The organism is Pseudomonas sp. (genome assembly GCF_035512415.1).
Lineage (GTDB): Bacteria > Pseudomonadota > Gammaproteobacteria > Pseudomonadales > Pseudomonadaceae > Aquipseudomonas.
On the sequence record NZ_DATKDZ010000038.1, the window covers coordinates 1 to 16,876 of the forward strand.

General features: G+C 63.8%; 11 protein-coding genes and 1 pseudogene. 5 read left to right on the forward strand and 7 right to left on the reverse strand.

Annotated features, from left to right (window positions below; genetic code table 11):
* Positions 1–279: 279 nt before the first annotated feature.
* The 3 genes from VMP31_RS17155 to VMP31_RS17165 form a co-directional block, all read right to left on the reverse strand.
* A complete protein-coding gene (locus VMP31_RS17155) occupies positions 280–1,800 on the reverse strand; it encodes an aldehyde dehydrogenase family protein (RefSeq protein ID WP_325508920.1) in 1,521 nt (506 codons plus the stop codon).
* A gap of 644 nt (positions 1,801–2,444) precedes the next feature.
* On the reverse strand, positions 2,445–4,220 hold the full coding sequence (locus tag VMP31_RS17160; RefSeq protein WP_325508921.1) for a methanol/ethanol family PQQ-dependent dehydrogenase: 1,776 nt from the start codon (positions 4,218–4,220) through the stop codon (positions 2,445–2,447).
* Between the two features lie 173 nt (positions 4,221–4,393).
* A complete protein-coding gene (locus VMP31_RS17165) occupies positions 4,394–7,570 on the reverse strand; it encodes an autotransporter outer membrane beta-barrel domain-containing protein (RefSeq protein ID WP_325508922.1) in 3,177 nt (1,058 codons plus the stop codon).
* Between the two features lie 379 nt (positions 7,571–7,949).
* Here VMP31_RS17165 and VMP31_RS17170 point away from each other — a divergent pair.
* The 3 genes and pseudogenes from VMP31_RS17170 to VMP31_RS17180 all read left to right on the forward strand — a co-directional run.
* Positions 7,950–8,315, forward strand: a pseudogene (locus VMP31_RS17170) (ABC transporter substrate-binding protein); the annotation flags it as partial.
* A gap of 201 nt (positions 8,316–8,516) precedes the next feature.
* A complete protein-coding gene (locus tag VMP31_RS17175; protein ID WP_414705470.1) occupies positions 8,517–9,455 on the forward strand; it encodes an ABC transporter substrate-binding protein in 939 nt (312 codons plus the stop codon).
* 127 nt (positions 9,456–9,582) lie between these two features.
* The gene (locus VMP31_RS17180) at positions 9,583–10,242 is read left to right on the forward strand and encodes a glutathione S-transferase family protein (RefSeq protein WP_325508923.1); all 660 of its coding nucleotides are present in this window, start codon (positions 9,583–9,585) and stop codon (positions 10,240–10,242) included.
* Positions 10,243–10,704: 462 nt separating this feature from the next.
* Here VMP31_RS17180 and VMP31_RS17185 read toward each other — a convergent pair whose 3' ends face one another.
* From VMP31_RS17185 to pedF, 4 genes are read right to left on the reverse strand one after another with little or no spacing between them, the layout of a single operon-like run.
* Entirely contained in the window at positions 10,705–11,631 is a 927-nt protein-coding gene (locus tag VMP31_RS17185; RefSeq protein ID WP_325508924.1) for a quinoprotein relay system zinc metallohydrolase 1, read from the reverse strand.
* A 13-nt stretch (positions 11,632–11,644) separates the two neighbouring features.
* Positions 11,645–12,394 carry a quinoprotein dehydrogenase-associated SoxYZ-like carrier gene (locus tag VMP31_RS17190; protein ID WP_414705475.1) on the reverse strand — a complete coding sequence of 250 codons (750 nt, stop codon included), beginning with the start codon at positions 12,392–12,394 and terminating at the stop codon, positions 11,645–11,647.
* A gap of 31 nt (positions 12,395–12,425) precedes the next feature.
* Entirely contained in the window at positions 12,426–13,364 is a 939-nt protein-coding gene (locus tag VMP31_RS17195) for a transporter substrate-binding domain-containing protein (RefSeq protein WP_325508926.1), read from the reverse strand.
* Between the two features lie 5 nt (positions 13,365–13,369).
* Entirely contained in the window at positions 13,370–13,789 is a 420-nt protein-coding gene (pedF, locus tag VMP31_RS17200) for a cytochrome c-550 PedF (protein ID WP_325508927.1), read from the reverse strand.
* 316 nt (positions 13,790–14,105) lie between these two features.
* Between pedF and exaA the strand changes: the two genes are divergently transcribed.
* Together exaA and VMP31_RS17210 are read left to right on the forward strand one after the other, a co-directional pair.
* Complete coding sequence (exaA, locus tag VMP31_RS17205) at positions 14,106–15,977, forward strand: quinoprotein ethanol dehydrogenase (protein ID WP_325508928.1); 1,872 nt, start codon at positions 14,106–14,108, stop codon at positions 15,975–15,977.
* A 99-nt stretch (positions 15,978–16,076) separates the two neighbouring features.
* The gene (locus VMP31_RS17210) at positions 16,077–16,724 is read left to right on the forward strand and encodes a pentapeptide repeat-containing protein (protein WP_325508929.1); all 648 of its coding nucleotides are present in this window, start codon (positions 16,077–16,079) and stop codon (positions 16,722–16,724) included.
* Positions 16,725–16,876 lie beyond the last annotated feature (152 nt).

Genomic DNA, 16,876 nt, shown 5'->3' on the forward strand with positions numbered 1-16,876 from the left:
ATCGGCTCATGGCTTCGATTCACGCTTCCTCTCCACACTCGGTCGCCCTTATGCAGTTGCGCTTCACTTCGTTCGCTGTGGTCAGCTTACGGCGGGACTTTCACCCACAAGATTGCGCCCATGCTGGGCGCACATAAAAAACGCGGCCGAAGCCGCGTTGCGAGAGTGATTTGCTGCCATTTATCAGGCCGCTGCGGCCTGCTGCAAATCCTGCCCTGAGGGCCTATCGCAGGGAGAAGCCGGCACGCTGGAGCGAACGTGCCGGGGAGCAAGCAGCAATCAGAAGAAGCCCAGCGGATTGATGTCATAGCTGATCAAGAGGTTCTTGGTCTGCTGATAGTGATCGAGCATCATCTTGTGGGTTTCGCGGCCAACGCCGGACTTCTTGTAGCCACCGAAGGCGGCGTGAGCCGGGTACAGGTGGTAGCAGTTGGTCCACACGCGACCGGCCTTGATCGCCCGACCCATGCGGTAGGCGCGGTTGATGTCGCGGGTCCACAGACCGGCACCCAGGCCGAACTCGGTGTCGTTGGCAATGGCCAGGGCTTCGGCTTCGTCCTTGAAGGTGGTGATACCCACCACCGGGCCAAAGATCTCTTCCTGGAACACGCGCATCTTGTTGTTGCCCTTGAGCAGGGTCGGCTGGATGTAATAACCGCTGGCCAGGTCTCCTTCCAGACGCTCTGCCGCGCCGCCGGTGAGCAGCTCGGCCCCTTCCTGCTGGGCGATTTCCAGGTAGCTGAGGATCTTGTCGTACTGCTGTTCGGACGCCTGGGCACCGACCATGGTTTCGGTATCCAGCGGATTACCGCGCTTGATCACCTTGATCTTCTTCATCACCTCGACCATGAAGGCGTCGTAGATGGATTCCTGCACCAGGGCCCGCGATGGGCAGGTGCACACTTCGCCCTGGTTGAAGAAGGCCAGTACCAGGCCTTCGGCGGCTTTTTCGATAAAGGCCGGCTCGGCGTTCATGATGTCTTCGAAGAAGATGTTCGGCGACTTGCCGCCCAGTTCCACGGTGCTCGGAATGATGTTCTCGGCGGCGCATTTCAAGATATGCGAACCGACCGGAGTGGAACCGGTAAAGGCGATCTTGGCGATGCGCTTGCTGGTGGCCAAGGCCTCACCGGCTTCGCGGCCAAAGCCCTGGACCACGTTGAGCACGCCTGGCGGCAGCAGGTCGCCGATCAGCTCCATCAGTACGGTGATCGACAGCGGGGTTTGCTCGGCCGGCTTGAGCACGATGCAGTTACCGGCGGCCAGGGCCGGCGCGAGTTTCCAGGCGGCCATCAGCAGCGGGAAGTTCCACGGAATGATCTGCCCGACCACGCCCAGCGGCTCATGGAAGTGATAAGCAGCGGTGTGTTCGTCGATTTCTGCAGCAGAGCCTTCCTGAGCGCGGATGCACCCGGCGTAGTAACGGAAGTGGTCGGCGGCCAGGGGCACGTCGGCTTTCAGGGTTTCGCGCACGGCCTTGCCGTTGTCCCAGGTTTCGGCCACGGCCAGCACTTCGAGGTTGGCTTCGATACGGTCGGCGATTTTCAGCAGCACCAGGGAACGGGCCTGCACGCTGGTCTTGCCCCAGGCATCGGCGGCGGCATGGGCGGCGTCGAGGGCGCGCTCGATATCGGCGGCATCGGAACGCGGGAACTCGCCGATGACCGAGGCATCGACCGGGCTGGTGTTAGTGAAGTAACTGCCACCCAGCGGCGCAACGAATTCGCCGTTGATAAAGTTGCCGTAGCGCGGCTTGAGATTGATGACTGCGCCTGGAGTACCGGGTTTAGCGTAAATCATGATGCTGACCTCTCTTGTTGTCGGAGCCTGCCGCCGGGAACGAGGCGCAGGTCATGGTTCGATATTAGGAAGCTGCCGGCGCGGCCGGTATGCGTCCATGGCATAGGACTGCTAATCATTTGGTAGTAGACAGCCCGGCCGTATGCCGCGCGGCAGGGCCCTGGACTGCTCAGCATAGGCGCTGCTGCCGAGCCGTGCTGTCGGCAATCCGGTGCACGCCCGGTAAAGGGTTGGCAACCAGCACCGCGAAAGGTTCGCGAGTTGCCGCTTGCCGCTTGTCCCCTCCCACAAAGGCCTGCGCGTCCGTAGCCCGGATGCAATCCGGGACAAATCTGCGCCGGCCAAACCGCTCCCGGATTCCATCCGGGCTACCCGCGGCATGGCTGGCCATGACATATACAGCGCCTGCTCGCTGGTGGCAGGCCTGCGTAACCGCCGGATTTCTGGTGCGCACGGCCTAGGCGGCCCCGCGCACCCTACCCAGGCGCAGCGCGTGCCTCGGTGCAATCCGGGGAAATCTGGCGGCTGCAAACCGCCCGCGAATTTCAGCCGGGCGACGCAAGACCGGAAAACCTGTACGACAGAAAGCACAAGGCCGGCTAAAAGCCGGCCTTGTGTAGCATTGCAGCCTTAGCGCTAAAGGATCAGCGCTTGGCTACCAGCTCCTTGGGCAGTTTGAAGGTCCAGAGCATGCCGCCCTGGTTGAAGTCCTTCACCCGCTTGGCCACTTCGCCGCCCCACAGCGGCACTGCGCCGCCCCAGCCGGAGAGTACGGAGACATACTGCTCGCCATCCATTTCCCAGGTAACTGGCGAACCGAGCACGCCGGAGCCGGTCTGGAATTCCCAGACCTTGTCGCCGGTCTTGGCGTTGAAGGCCTGCAGGAAGCCCTCAGGCGTACCGGTGAACACCAGGTTGCCCTTGGTGGTCATCACCCCGCCCCACAGCGGCGCGAAGTTCTTGTGCCGCCAGACTTCCTTGCCGGTCTTCGGGTCGATGGCGCGCAGCACGCCGATATAGTCTTCGTTCAGCGGCTTGATGGTGAAGCCAGAACCCAGGTAGGCCGCGCCTTTTTTGTAGGCGATGTCCTCGTTCCAGATGTCCATGCCCCACTCGTTGCTCGGCACATAGAACAGCCCGGTGTCCTGGCTGTAGGCCATCGGCATCCAGTTTTTCGCACCGAGGAAGGCCGGTGCGGAGAACACGCTCTTGCCCTTGGTTTCGCTGCCCGGTGCACCCGGACGGTTGCTGTCGTCGTAGATCGGCCGGCCGTTCTTGTCCAGACCCTTGGCCCAGGTGATCTTGTCGACGAAGGGGAAGCCGCGGATAAACTTGCCGTTGGTGCGATCCAGCACGTAGAAAAAGCCGTTACGGTCGGCGGTGGCCGCGGCCTGGATGGTCTTGCCGCCTTCCTGGTAGTTGAACGACACCAGTTCGTTGACGCCGTCGTAATCCCAGCCGTCGTGCGGGGTGGTCTGGAAGTGCCACTTGATGGTGCCGTCATCCGGGTTCAGGGCCAGACGCGAGGACGAGTAGAGGTTGTCGCCAGGGCGCAGGTGCGAGTTCCACGGTGCCGGGTTACCGGTGCCGAACAGCAGCAGGTTGGTTTCCGGGTCATACAGGCCGCCCAGCCAAGGGGCCGCGCCGCCGGTCTTCCACAGGTCGCCCGGCCAGGTCTTGCCGGCTTCGCCGCCGCTGATGCCGTTCTCGACCGCCTTGCCGTCCTTGTAGACATAGCCCATATGGCCTTCCACGGTAGGACGGGTCCACAGCAACTCGCCGTTTTTCGGGTCATAGGCTTCGATCTTGCCGACCACGCCAAACTCGCCACCGGACACCCCGGTAATCAGCTTGCCATTGATCACCAACGGTGCGGCGGTGATCGAGTAGCCGGCCTTGTGGTCCGCCACGCTCTTGCGCCATACCACCTTGCCGGTGTCCTTGTTCAGGGCCACCAACTTGGCATCCAGGGTGCCGAAAATCACCAGGTCACCGTACAGGGCAACGCCGCGGTTGATCACGTCGCAGCACGGACGGATGTCTTCCGGCAGGCGCGCATCGTACTGCCACAGCTCCTTGCCGGTGCGCGCGTCGACCGCAAACACCCGCGAGTAGGAGGCGGTGACGTACATCACGCCGTCCTTGATCATCGGCTGAGCCTGCTGACCGCGCTGCTTCTCGCCGCCGAAGGACAGCGCCCAGACCGGCCGCAGATCCTTGACATTGTCGACGTTGAGGGTATCCAGCGGGCTGTAACGCTGGCCTTGCAGGCCCATACCGTTGGTGACGATTTCATGGGTGGTATTCACGTCACCGAGAATCTCCTCGTCGGTAACGGCCCATGCGCTCGCGCCGGACATCAAGATGGCGGCACACAGCGTGCTGAGAACGAAAGGCTTGCGTAGACCAGAGTGTTTCATTGCGGCTACCTCTGTGGGTTCATTGTTATTACCGGGAAGTTTTCCCGGTCTGTGGCAGATTCTTGGCCTAAGGGGGCTGCCCAACAATTGAACGCAGTACCGATTTCTCTAGTTCCTTGGTAGCAATACCTCTCCGTCTGACATAGGCGCGATGAGTATCCGGCGCAGCGCACCTACCAGCTGTGACGCAATCCAGCCTGGACGGCCCAGCTCCGCTCGGCATCCACCGCAGAGGCTGTGGACGCCTCGATAAACAGGTTGGTGGGGCCGAAGCCGACATCGCCACCGAGCACAAACTCATGCCCGTTGCCTTTGCGCGCCACCGTATCGGGCGCAATGCTGCCACCGTCCTTGGAGGCGGTGATGTCCAGCTGCTCACCCTGATAACGCAGTGCCGAGGCGCGCGCGTACAGGCCACCATTCATCCCCACGCCCTGCAGGGTCTTGCCAAGCTCAACGCCGGCCCGCGCAACGGAAGACACCTGTCGGTCCTGCTCGATCTCTACGCCATTGCGGGTCGTGTGCTGGCTGCCGCGAACAACACCCACAGACAGGCCGAGCTGGGGTTCGATGTAATAGCCGTTGGCGAAGGTGAACGGATAGCCGCTTTCGGCGTAGGTCCGCGCCGCTTGAGTGCGGTATTGGCCGACAATCTTGCGGTTCTGCGAGTCGCGCGCGCTGTACCTGTTCTCCAGCTGCGAAGCATCGACTCCGAGCAGAAGATAAGGCCCGCTATCGGCGGCCCAGCCGCTGTAGAACCCCAGCGTGGTGCCGGTCAGCTCGCCCTTGCCCTGCTCGTAGTTCGCCGTCGAGCGGAGCTGCCCGACGCTAAAACCGAGGGTGCTGGAGGAACCGTCACGGGCAAAGCTGCGGTCCGCGCCGACGGTCAGGCCGCTGTAGTTCTGGCGATAGTCGCGCGCATAGGCGGTATCGGAGCTGAGCTCAGCGCTATCGCCTCTCGCCCAGACGCTGGTTTGATCGCTGCCCTGGCGACGTGCCCGGCTGCGCAGGTGCTGCAGCGAGGCCTGGCCGCTGGCATGCCACAGATCGACCATGCTGTCCGCGGCGTCGGCGGCGCTCAGCACCGTCTGCGATGGGCGGATGCGGGTAGCCCCGGCAACGCTTGGGCTCTCGCTGTCGATCACACTGGCCGTATCAGTGTTGCTGCCACTGCCCGTATTGGTGTTGGTGCCAGTTTCGGTGCCAGCGTCAGAGCTGGAACCACCTGAGCCGGCAGTGGTGCCACCCTCGCTGCCCTGGATACTAATCCCGCTCAACAGGATCTTCCTGCCATCGGCACTCCGCGCCACCTGGGGGGTATAGGTGAACTGCACCAGATCGCCTTCGTAGGTGCCGCTCCACTGGCTATTCAGGCCGGTCGCCGCCACGAAGGTGGCGCTGCCGCCAGCGGCCGCGCTGGCATCGACGATTTCGAGCGGTGTAGCGGCCTGGATCGTTGTGCCGCTGCGCAGGGTCGTGGCATTGACCCAGGAACTGTCGTCCAGCGCCGGGTCGTAGACGATGCTCACGCCCTGGGTGCCGGTGGCGGAGAAGCTGCTGATGCCACTGCCGAACACAATCTTGTCGGCGCTGGCCGTGCCGTTGATACCGGTGATGTCGCTCAGCAGTTGGAACCGCGCACCGTCGCCCAGTGAAACGCTGGCACCACTGCCGTTGCTGCTGTCGATCAGCAGGGTGCGGTAGCTGTGCGTGGGGATCGACGAAGGCGCAAAGCTGCCCCAGTAGCCGGCCATGTCGATCGAGCCAGTGTCGGCCAGGGTAAACGAGCCGCTACCGAAATCGTTGCTCAGCGTACCGGTGCCTTGTGGCGTCCAGGTCGCGCCATTGGTAAACGCAAGAATGGCTTGGCCGGTGGCCAAACCCGCCCAGCCACTGACCAGGCCGCGCAGGTAGGAGTCTGAGGTGTCGAGATTGATCTCGGCCGCACCGCGGAATCCGTTATCGGGGTTGGTCGCGGTCACCAGATCGCCGGTGAGTTGCACTGCCTGCCCGCCCGCCTGGTTGACCGAGACCACCGCGTCCTGGGTACCGGCCAGGCTCCAGATCGAATAGGCGTTCCCGCTGCCGGTCGCGGTTGCCACCACGCTCAATCCGCCGGCGGCGGAGACTGTGCCAAAGTTGCGGACGCCATACACCGCGCAGCCATCGCAGCTGGAGGCGACGATAAAGGACACCGGAGCGGTGGCCGAGGTAAAGCGGATGCTGCCGGTGTTGACGCTGCCATAGGTCTCTGCAGCGGAGGCGACATCGGCGTTGAACGCGCCATTGAAAGTCATTTGCGCGCCAGGGGAGCGATCATTGCTGAGGCCGCTGGGGTTGCCGAACGGCACGAAGGAGCCACCGCGCACGCGCACGTCGACGTCGCCATGCCAGGTCATCCGCGCCAGACGATGGGTGTTGGCGATGCCATGCGAGGAGCGCGGGCCGTCCACGTTGACCGTGGCGTCGCCGGTCACTTCCATGATGCCCTGGTTACGCACACCGAACGCAGTCGAGCCTTGCGAGATGGTGGTCAGCGCCAGATTGCCGTTTACCGTCAGGCGGCTGTTGACGCCGTCGTTGTAGATGGCATGGGAGTTGTCGCTGGGCCAGATGCCGAGCGCGGAGATGCTGGTGTCACCGTTAAAGGTAATGCTGCTGAGCTCGGAGTTGTAGACCGCGTCGAGCGTACCGCGGCTCTGCGCAAGTATCGTGGTCGGGCCATTGAAGACGATGCTGCTGCGTCCCGCCGCCCAGACCGCGCGCGCAAAGCCCTGCGTATAAGCGTGGAGGTCGGTCGAGCCGTTGAAGACCGTGGTGCTGCCGCCGCGGCCGATCACCGCGTGCGCGCCGTTACCGATGACCAGGCCGAAATCCGCGTCGCGGGCACGGGCGGAGATTCTGGTGTCGCCGTTGACGGTGAGCGTATTGCCGTCGTTAAGGATACCGATCGCCATCCCCCGGGTGGCGCTCTCACCGCGGATCGCCGACAGGTCCAGCCAGCCGCCGCCGACCACGTCCATCGCCACCGGAGGATTCCCGGAAGCGACGGACACGGTGATCACGTCGCGGTCGACATCTTCCATCTCTATGCTATCGCCGCCAGCGAGGGCGTAGTGCAAGGCACCGCCGATAAAGCTGACATCGTAAGCGGGGTCGTAGCCGCCCGTTCCGCCGGGCCCGTCGTTGCCGGCAACGCCGGTGATCGGCTCGATATAGAGCACCGCAGCGCTTACGCCAGGCCACACCGCCACCCCCGCCATCAGGGCCGCCCTGATCGAAAGAGAAAGCCTCTTGCGCAGGTAGAGGCCACCCTCTTCCCGGCCAGGTTCGGCTGTCGACGCCGACATGAGTGGCAGTACAGGCAGACGATAGCCAGCGCCACGCGCAGCAGATCGCCCCCGATTCTGGCGGATGCAGGTCATAGGTTTTCTCCAACAGATCGAAAGGCCATGGCTACGACGGCCAAGTAAATGCTCGGCCCCCAAGCCGAACGGCCGGACGCTAACACAGGCACTTCAAGGGCTGAAGGCGAATGACTGTATGTTGCTGACTGCGATGCATTCGTGTGAGCGGCATCGCACAAGCTTTGCCAAGTATGCCCATTACGTACGCGCCATTCGGCTTCTGCGACCGACTTAAGTGCCGCCCCGGCCACCGCAAAAGAGCATATCCAGCGCCCCGCCCAGGCTTTAGAAAGACACACCCCCACGCCAATGGAGAACACCCATGGCCCGTGTCATCTTGATGTGCTGCCTGTTACTCAACTGCCTGGGCAACCAGCTGCTTGCCGACCCGATCAAAATCGGCCTCAACTACCCACGCACCGGCAACTACAAGGATGAGGGCCTGGAGCTGCGCCGCGGGGCCATGCTCGCGGTCGAAGAAATCAATCGCGCCGGTGGCGTGCTCGGTAGGCCGCTGGAGCTGCTTAGCGAAAACACCGCCTCGCGGGCCGCACAGGCCCGCGACAATGTCGACCTGTTCGCCGACCAGGGCGCGCGCATGGTCTTCGGCGGTGCCACCAGCGAAGAGGCCATGGCCGCCGGACAGCGCGCTCGCGAGCGGGGTCTGCTGTACTTCGCCACCATAGGGTCTGTTGCCATTTCATCGTGAGCCGCGTTGCCGCGAGAAATGGCCCCCGGTTAGGCGCAGGACGCAGGTAATGGTTATTCCCTTGCCAAGTCCTGCAACAACAGCGGGGGCCATTTCCCGCGCAACCCGAAGGGCCGGGCCTGTTTTTGCGCGATACTGCGTTTCTCGACACTCATTTGGAACAACCAAACTTCGCGTCTCGTGCCTTGTCTCGCGCAAAAACAGGCTCCGGCGCGGCCACGAATGAAATGGCAACAGACCCTAAGCTATGCCAACGAAGTCACCGGCCAGGCCGGCCACCGCTACCTGTTTCGCGAATCCAACAGCGCCTGGATGAGCGCCCGGGTGCTGGGCGAATACCTCTCCTGGCATCAGCCGCGTCAGCACTACCACTACATCCTGATCGACGATGCCTGGGGCCGCAGCATGGAAAACGCCCTGCGCCAGGCCACCGGCAGCAGCGACCGCGCCCGCCACGGCCGCAGCGTACTGCCCAACGGCGTGGTCAGCCGCGCGCAGTACCGCAGCGTCCTGGCCAAGGCCCAAGCCAGCGAGGCCGATATCCTGGTGCTGGTGCTACTGGGGGAAAACCTGCAACGCAGCATGCGCCTGGTGCACAACCTCGGGCTGAAAGAGAACATGCAGATCATCGTGCCCAACCTGACCAAAAGCGTGGTGCAGAACACCGGGCCGCTGGTGATGGAAGGCGTGATCGGCACCGAAGCCTGGACCTGGGAACTGCCCCGGCTGGACCAAAACCCCCACGGCCAGCGCTTCGTCCAGCGCTATATCGACGCCCACCAGGAATACCCCGGCAGCACCAGTGGCAGCGCCTATTCGGTGGTCAAACAATGGAGCGCGGCGGTGCAGCGCAGCCAGAGCCTGGACAGCGAAACACTGATCCAGGCCCTCGAAGGCCACAGCTACAGCCTGCTCAAGGACCAGCAGCAATGGCGCGCTTTCGATCACCAGAACGTACAGAGCATCTACGCCGTGCGTGTGCGCAAGCGCGACGAGATCATGAGCGACCCCTTCAAGCAAAACTACTTCGAAATCATCCACCGCATGGCCGGCGACCAGGCCGCCCCCAGCCTGGACGACTGGCAACAGGAACGCGGCGAAGAGCTGACGCTGCAGTAGGCTGCAGCAGCTTTTTGCCAGCCGCCTGTCGATTCCTCGTCATGGCAAACGACTAGGGGTTGTTGGTAAGGGATCGCGTCCTACCGACACGATCTAGTCTGAAACCTGCCCTGTCGAGGAATCGCCCATGTCGCTGAAACTCTATGCCCACCCCTTCTCTTCGTACTGCCAGAAGGTACTGATTGCTCTTTATGAGAACGCCACCGCGTTCGAGATGCGCCTGCTCGCACCCGATGACCCGCAGACGGCGGCCGAGCTCGCCGCGCTCTGGCCGCTCAAGCGCTTTCCCGTGCTGCTGGATAACCAGCGCGGGGTGCTGGAGTCGAGCATCATCATCGAGTACCTGGACCTCTATCACGCAGGCCCGGTGCGCCTGACTCCCGAGGACGCGCGCGCAGCGCTGGAAGTGCGGACGATGGATCGCTTCTTCGACAACTACATTTCCACGCCGATGCAGAAGATCGTTTTAGACCGCATCCGCACGGCCGATACCCGCGACCCTCAGGGTGTCAGCGAAGCCCGGCAGATGCTCGACAGCGCCTATCGCTGGCTCGACACCACCCTGATCGGCCGCCAGTGGGCTGCGGGCGACAGCTTCAGCCTCGCCGATTGCGCCGCCGCGCCCGCGCTGTTCTATGCCGACTGGGTGCAGCCGATCAGCCCGACCCTGACCCAGGTGCATGGCTTGCGCCAACGCCTGCTTGCCCGCCCCTCCTTCGCCAGAGCGGTGGATGAGGCGCGCCCCTATCGCCACCTATTTCCGCAGGGTGCGCCTGATCGGGATTGAAAAGGCTGTGCCTCAGTTACCTGGTACATGCAGCAATTTCGTGTAGGAACGGGTGGGACACGCAGCTCCATGCCCACGATCCGCGGCGCGGCCAGACACTTTCGCGGGCATGGCCCGCTCCTACAAGTACCTACAAGTGCGGCGTCTGGACCACGGGCTCTGTGCTGATGCGGAGCCAACTGCGCCGTAATCCACCAGGCCGACCACCGCTTGGCGGGTTACGTGGCGCACAGATTGCGCAGTTGATGTTCAAGCCCCGCCCCACGCCACTCACCCGCCCTACACTGCCCAAGCCCCAGCAGGAGCCAATCCGCCGAGTAGAAGATTCCCCGTCGCGCAGCAAATCTATCGGCTTGTGGGTACCTGTAGGAGCGGGCTTGCCGCGATGGATTTCGCGGGCAAGGCTAGGTGCCCCCGCCGCTCCTACAAAAGCGCTTACCGGCCACAACCGGGAACAGCGCCTTATCTATCCACCCGCTGCATCTGCGCCTGCTCGTAGCGCGGATAGAGATGACTAACGCTGCGGATCAGCTCGTAGCGGCTCAGGCTGATGCCGGCAAAGCGTTCAGGGATGGGGGTGCGGATCAGTTCGTTCATTTCCGCGCCCCGCTCGGATCCGCTGCGCATCACGCCGTCGAGCCAGCCGAGGTAGTCGCGCATCTGCACGAAGGGGGCGGCGTCGCGGGTCAGCGGGCCGTGGCCGGGGACGATCTGTTTCCAGGGCAGTTGCTGCAGCTGGTCGAGATCCGCCAGCCAGGTGTCCAGCCCCGGAGTGCCGGGGGTGGTCAAGGCGCGCTGGTAGAACAGCAGGTCGCCAGCAAACAGCACGCCGCTGTTTTCGTCGAGTATCGCCAGGTCAGCCCCACTGTGGCCGCTCAGTTCCAGCAGATGCAGGCGGCGTTCGCCGATCTGCAGCACCCCGGGTTGCAGGGTCTGGTTGGGCAGCAGCACTTCGGTGCCGCGCATCCAGTCGCCGACCAGGCGGTACATGTTTTCCGCCATGGCCTCGCCCTGCTCGTCGAGCAGGCGGCGGGTGCCGGCCAGGGCGGCTATCGGCACGTCGGCGAAGGCCTGGTTGCCGAGGGCGTGGTCGGGGTGGTGGTGGGTCAGCAGCAGTTGCAGTACGGGCTTGTCGGTCACCCGGGCAATGGCCTGGCGCATGGCTTCGCCGTAGCGTTTCGAGGGGCCGCTGTCGATAACCACTACGCCCTGTTCGGTGACGATAAACCCGGTATTGACGATATTGCCGCCATTGCTCTGGGCGAAGTTGTCGGTGCTGCCTTGCAGCAGCCAGACGCCGTCGGCAATCTGCCGGGGTTGCAGCTCATAATTCAACTCGGCCTGGGCCGGGCCAAACGCCAGGCTTAGCAGCAGTACTATCCAGCGCATTGCATTCCCCCCGTCAAAACGCCGCCTCGAACTCATTGCCGTTGTTGTCGCGCAGCCACAGCGTGGTTTCACCCTCGCCCTTCACTTCCAGGCTGATGGTGGGGTTTTCGCTGACGGCGGCGAACAGCTCCAGGGTCGCCAGGCTGTTGCCGGCGCTGTCGCGCAGCTCGGCCTGGTTAAGGAAGAATTCGGGGATGCCGCCGACCAGGCCGTTGTCCATCGGGTGGGCAACCTGCAGGCGCAGACGGCTGGAGTCGGCCAGGGGGTAACGCTTGCCGAGCACCTGGCCCAGGCGCTCTTCCCATTCTGCTTCGGCGCGCACCACGCTGGGCGCGGTGCAACCGCCGCCGGCAGCCTCGACCTGGGCCGAGCCGATATGCCAGAGGCCATCGCGGGTCAGCACCGCGGCGCGGATCGGCGTGGCCTGCTCGACGCGAATGCGGATGGCCAGGCGCGCCACCATTTGCTCGCCGGGGCGAAAGTCGAAGATCTGCGCAATCGGGTTGAGCTCGGCCCAGGCCAGGATGCGCACCACCTCGCCGTCATAGGCGCTGGCGTCGACCTGGATCGGCACCTGGCGGGCATCCTCGGCAAAGGGCGGCACCTGCACCACGATGCGCTCGTCGAAGACATAGGGCGCGCCGTCGAGCAGGCGCGCGTGGTGGTACTCCCACATCACCGAGCTGACCGGGTCATCCTGCGCCGCCCAGCTTTCCCAGGGCACGGCCAGCAGGGCCAGTAACAGACAGCTACGCCAATCCAGATCCATCCGCCACCTCCGCTGCAACGACCTGTTAATCGACATCCTGATACAGGCCAGGCAGCTCGTAGCGCAGACCGTAGCGGCTGTAGAGGGTTTTCAGTTCGCCAGCGAGGATCAGTTCCTCAAGCTTTTCTTCCAGGGCATAGGCCAGTTGGCGGTTGCTTTCATGCACCGCCATGCCGATATCCCAGACCTGCTTGCCCATATCCGGGTAGGCGTTTTCCGCCAGGGCCAGGTTGTCGTCGGCGGCCTTCTGCAGCTGCCAGTCGATCTCGCCGCGCATGGCCATCACCGCATCCACCTCGCCGTTGCGCATCCCGGCAAAAGCCGCCTGGGGCGTGGCGAAATGGTGGGTCTTGGCGCTGAGCATGCCGTCGAACACCGAGGACAGGTAGAACGAGGGCACGCTGTCGACCTCGACGCCAATCGGGTGCCGCTGGAATACCGCAATGCTCGGCACCGCCTCAAGCCGGCGCTGGTCGTAGGCCACCTGCCAGCGCTCGCGCTGATAGGCCCCGAACATCACCACCAGTTCGTTGACCAGCTCGCCGAGCTCGTTGCTCTTGTAGGCAAATTCGCGGTCGTAAGGCACGCGCAGCATCACGTCGGCGAGCACCTCGGGGCGCAGGTAGTGACCGCGCCAGATATAGTCGCGCAGGTCGGCGTCGAGGTTTTCCCCAGGCGGTGCCCAGATCAGCTCCAGCCGTAGCCCCAGACCTTTGGCCAGGGCTTCGGCGACCTCGTAATCGACACCCCGGGGCTGGCCGTCCTGCCGGAAGCTGTAGGGGGCGAAATCATCGTAGAGGGCGACCTTGAGCACCCCGGACTCGATGATCGAGTCGAAGCTGCGCACCGGCGCGCGACCGACGCTCTGCGCCTGAACCTGGCCCGCAAACAGGGCCAGGCACAGGGCCAGGTACAGACCGCACTGGCGCACAAGGGCGACCAGGCTCGGCGCATTCTGGCCCATGGCCGTTACTCCTCGACGGCCACGCTTTCCAGGTAGCTGCGCACGGCCCACAGCGCTTCCTGGCTGAGGTAGTCGGCCATTTTCGGCATATACACCCGGCCGTCGCGCACCGCGCCGTTGATCACCCGCTCCTTGTACCACTCATCGCCCAGGGCACCGGCTTCAAGCAGACGCAGGTCCGGGGCGATGCCGCCGGATTTGGCTTCCAGGCCATGGCAGGCCGCGCAGTTCTGGTTATAGGCCGAAGAACCGATTTCGATGGCCTTGGGGTTGTCGCGGTAGGGGTTCTCTTCCAACCACTCCTCGCCCAGCGGCTCCAGGCCATCCGTCTCGACCGCTTGTGGCACTACATCGCCATGGGCCCACAGATTGGCGGAGAAGGCCAACAGCAGGAACGCACCGGCACAGTTGCTTTTAATAGCCATGATCAAGACCTCTTCTTCTTGTGAATGCACACAGAGCACATCAATAAATCGCTCGTCATCTGCATCTTAGAAAGGCCCCGGTCAACAACGAATGCTGCTTTGGTGGCTCACCTCTAGTCCCTTGGTAGTAGGGCCGATGGCGAGCGGCGGCAGGGCTTAAGACCCAAGGCCAAGTCATGACGGCCATAGGCAATTTTCCCGGCAAACCCGGGAGTTTTTCCGTTTCTGCCCGCAGGCCGTGGTTCCACTATCGGCTCGCCAGTTCGCCAACCAGGGCGCACTGGCTGCCTTCTTCATCACGATGGGAACCACAACCATGACAACAAGATCGTTACCCAGCTCGCCACGCCCCGTGGCACTCGCCCTGCACAGCCTGCTGCTGGCCGGCGGCCTGGCCCTGGCGGGCAGCGCACTGGCGAAGCCCGTCACCTGGGACGATATCGCCAGCGACCACCTGAGCACCCACAACGTGCTGCAGTACGGCATGGGCACCAACGCCCAGCGCTGGAGCCCGCTGGCCCAGGTCAACGACCAGAACGTGTTCAAGCTGACCCCGGCCTGGAGCTACTCCTTCGGCGACGAGAAGCAGCGCGGCCAGGAATCCCAGGCGGTGGTGCATGACGGTGTGGTCTATGTCACCGGCTCCTACTCGCGGGTCTTCGCCCTCGACGCCAAGACCGGCCTGCGCCTGTGGACTTACAGCCACCGCCTGCCGGACAACATTCGGCCGTGCTGCGACGTGGTCAACCGCGGCGTCGCCATCTACGGCGACAAGGTCTACTTCGGCACCCTCGACGCCCGCGTCGTGGCGCTGAACAAGGACACCGGCAAGGTGGTGTGGAACAAGAAGTTCGGCGACCACGCCGTCGGCTACACCATGACCGGCGCACCGACCATCGTGAAGGACAAAGTCAGCGGCAAGAGCCTGCTGATCCACGGCAGCTCCGGCGATGAATTCGGCGTGGTCGGCAAGCTGTTCGCCCGCGACCCGGAAACCGGCGAAGAGGTCTGGATGCGGCCCTTCGTCGAAGGCCATATGGGCCGCCTGAACGGCAAGGACAGCACGCCGACCGGCGACGTCAAGGCACCCTCCTGGCCGGATGATCCCACCCACCCCACCGGCAAGAAGGCCGCCTGGAGCCAGGGCGGCGGCGCGCCGTGGCAGAGCGCCAGCTTCGATGCCGAGACCAACACCATCATCGTCGGTGCCGGCAACCCTGCGCCCTGGAACGGCTGGGCGCGTACCAGCGACGGCGGCGACCCGAAGGACTATGACAGCCTCTACACCTCCGGCCAGGTCGGCGTCGACCCCAGCACCGGCGAAGTGAAATGGTTCTACCAGCACACCCCCAACGATGCCTGGGACTTCTCCGGCAACAACGAACTGGTGCTGTTCGACTACAAGGGCAGGGACGGCAAGACCGTCAAGGCCACCGCCCACGCCGACCGCAACGGCTTCTTCTATGTGGTCGACCGCGCCAACGGCAAGCTGCAGAACGCCTTCCCCTTCGTCGACAAGATCACCTGGGCCAGCCATATCGACCTGGAGACCGGCCGCCCGGTGGAAAACCAAGGCCAGCGTCCGCCCAAGCCGAAGCCCGGTGAGTCCAAGGGCGAGTCGGTGGAAGTCTCGCCGCCCTTCCTCGGCGGCAAGAACTGGAACCCCATGGCCTACAGCCAGGACACCGGCCTGTTCTACGTACCGGCCAACCACTGGAAGGAGGACTACTGGGCCGAGGAAGCCGTCTACAAGCCAGGCTCCGCCTACCTGGGCATGGGCTTTCGGATCAAGCGCCTGTTCGACGACCACGTCGGCATCCTGCGTGCCATGAACCCCACCACCGGCAAGGTGGAATGGGAACACAAGGAAAAACTGCCGCTGTGGGCCGGGGTGCTGGCCACCAAGGGCAACCTGGTGTTCACCGGTACCGGCGACGGCTTCTTCAAGGCCTTCGACGCCAAGAACGGCAAGGAACTGTGGAAGTTCCAGGTCGGCACCGGAATCATCTCCCCGCCCATCACCTGGGAACAAGATGGCGAACAGTACATCGGCGTGACCTCCGGCTACGGCGGCGCGGTGCCACTGTGGGGCGGCGATATGGCTGAGCTGACCAAGCCCATCGCCCAGGGCGGCTCGTTCTGGGTGTTCAAGCTGCCGAGCTGGGACAAGACCACCGCCAAGCGCTGAGTCCTGCCCACATGGCGCACCCACTGCGGGTGCGCCATGTACACGCCGCTCGGTGCGCGTGGCCTGAATGGCCCCGCGCACCCTACCCGAGGAATCACCATGAACTACCTGACCCTGTTTCTGCCGCTGATCCTGCTGGTGATCGGCTGCCAGGTACTGGCCGACGACCAGGTGCTGACGATCAACGGCTGCCGCATCGAAGCCGACAGCCAGTGCCCCAACGCCGACCTGCGTAATGCCGACCTGAGCCATCAGGACATGCGCCGCATGAACCTGGCCGGTGCCGACCTCTCCGGGGCCAACCTGCGCCACGCCAACCTCAACCTGGCCAACCTGGAAAAGGCCCGGCTGATAAAAGCCAACCTGACCCGCGCCAGCCTGCAACAAAGCAACCTGCGCCTGGCCGACTTCACCGACAGCAGCCTGGTGGCCATCCGTGGCTGGGGCCTGTTTGCCCAGGCCGCGCAATTTCAAAATGCCGATATGCGCGCCGCCGACCTGGAATTTGCGCGCATGTCCGCCGCCCGCATGCACAACGTCCAGCTGCACGCCGCCAACCTGGAAATGACCTGGCTAAGCAAGGCCGACCTCAAGGGCGCATCCCTGACCGATGCCAACCTGCAGGAAGTCAAACTCTCAGGCTCCAACCTGGCCAACGCCGACCTGAGCGGCAGCCGCACCCACTACGGCAACTTCCAGGGAGCCAATATGCAGGGCTGCACAGCCTGCCCGCCGACCTGGGATTAGGTTGTCATGGAGGTTCGGGGGGCGGATCGATTGGCTGAGATCAGGCTAATCCTGATCGGTAAATAACCGCTTCTATAGGTGGACAAGCTTCGCGTGTCCACCCTACAAAAACCCATCACCGTGTAGGGTGGAAAACCTCGAAGGGTTTTCCA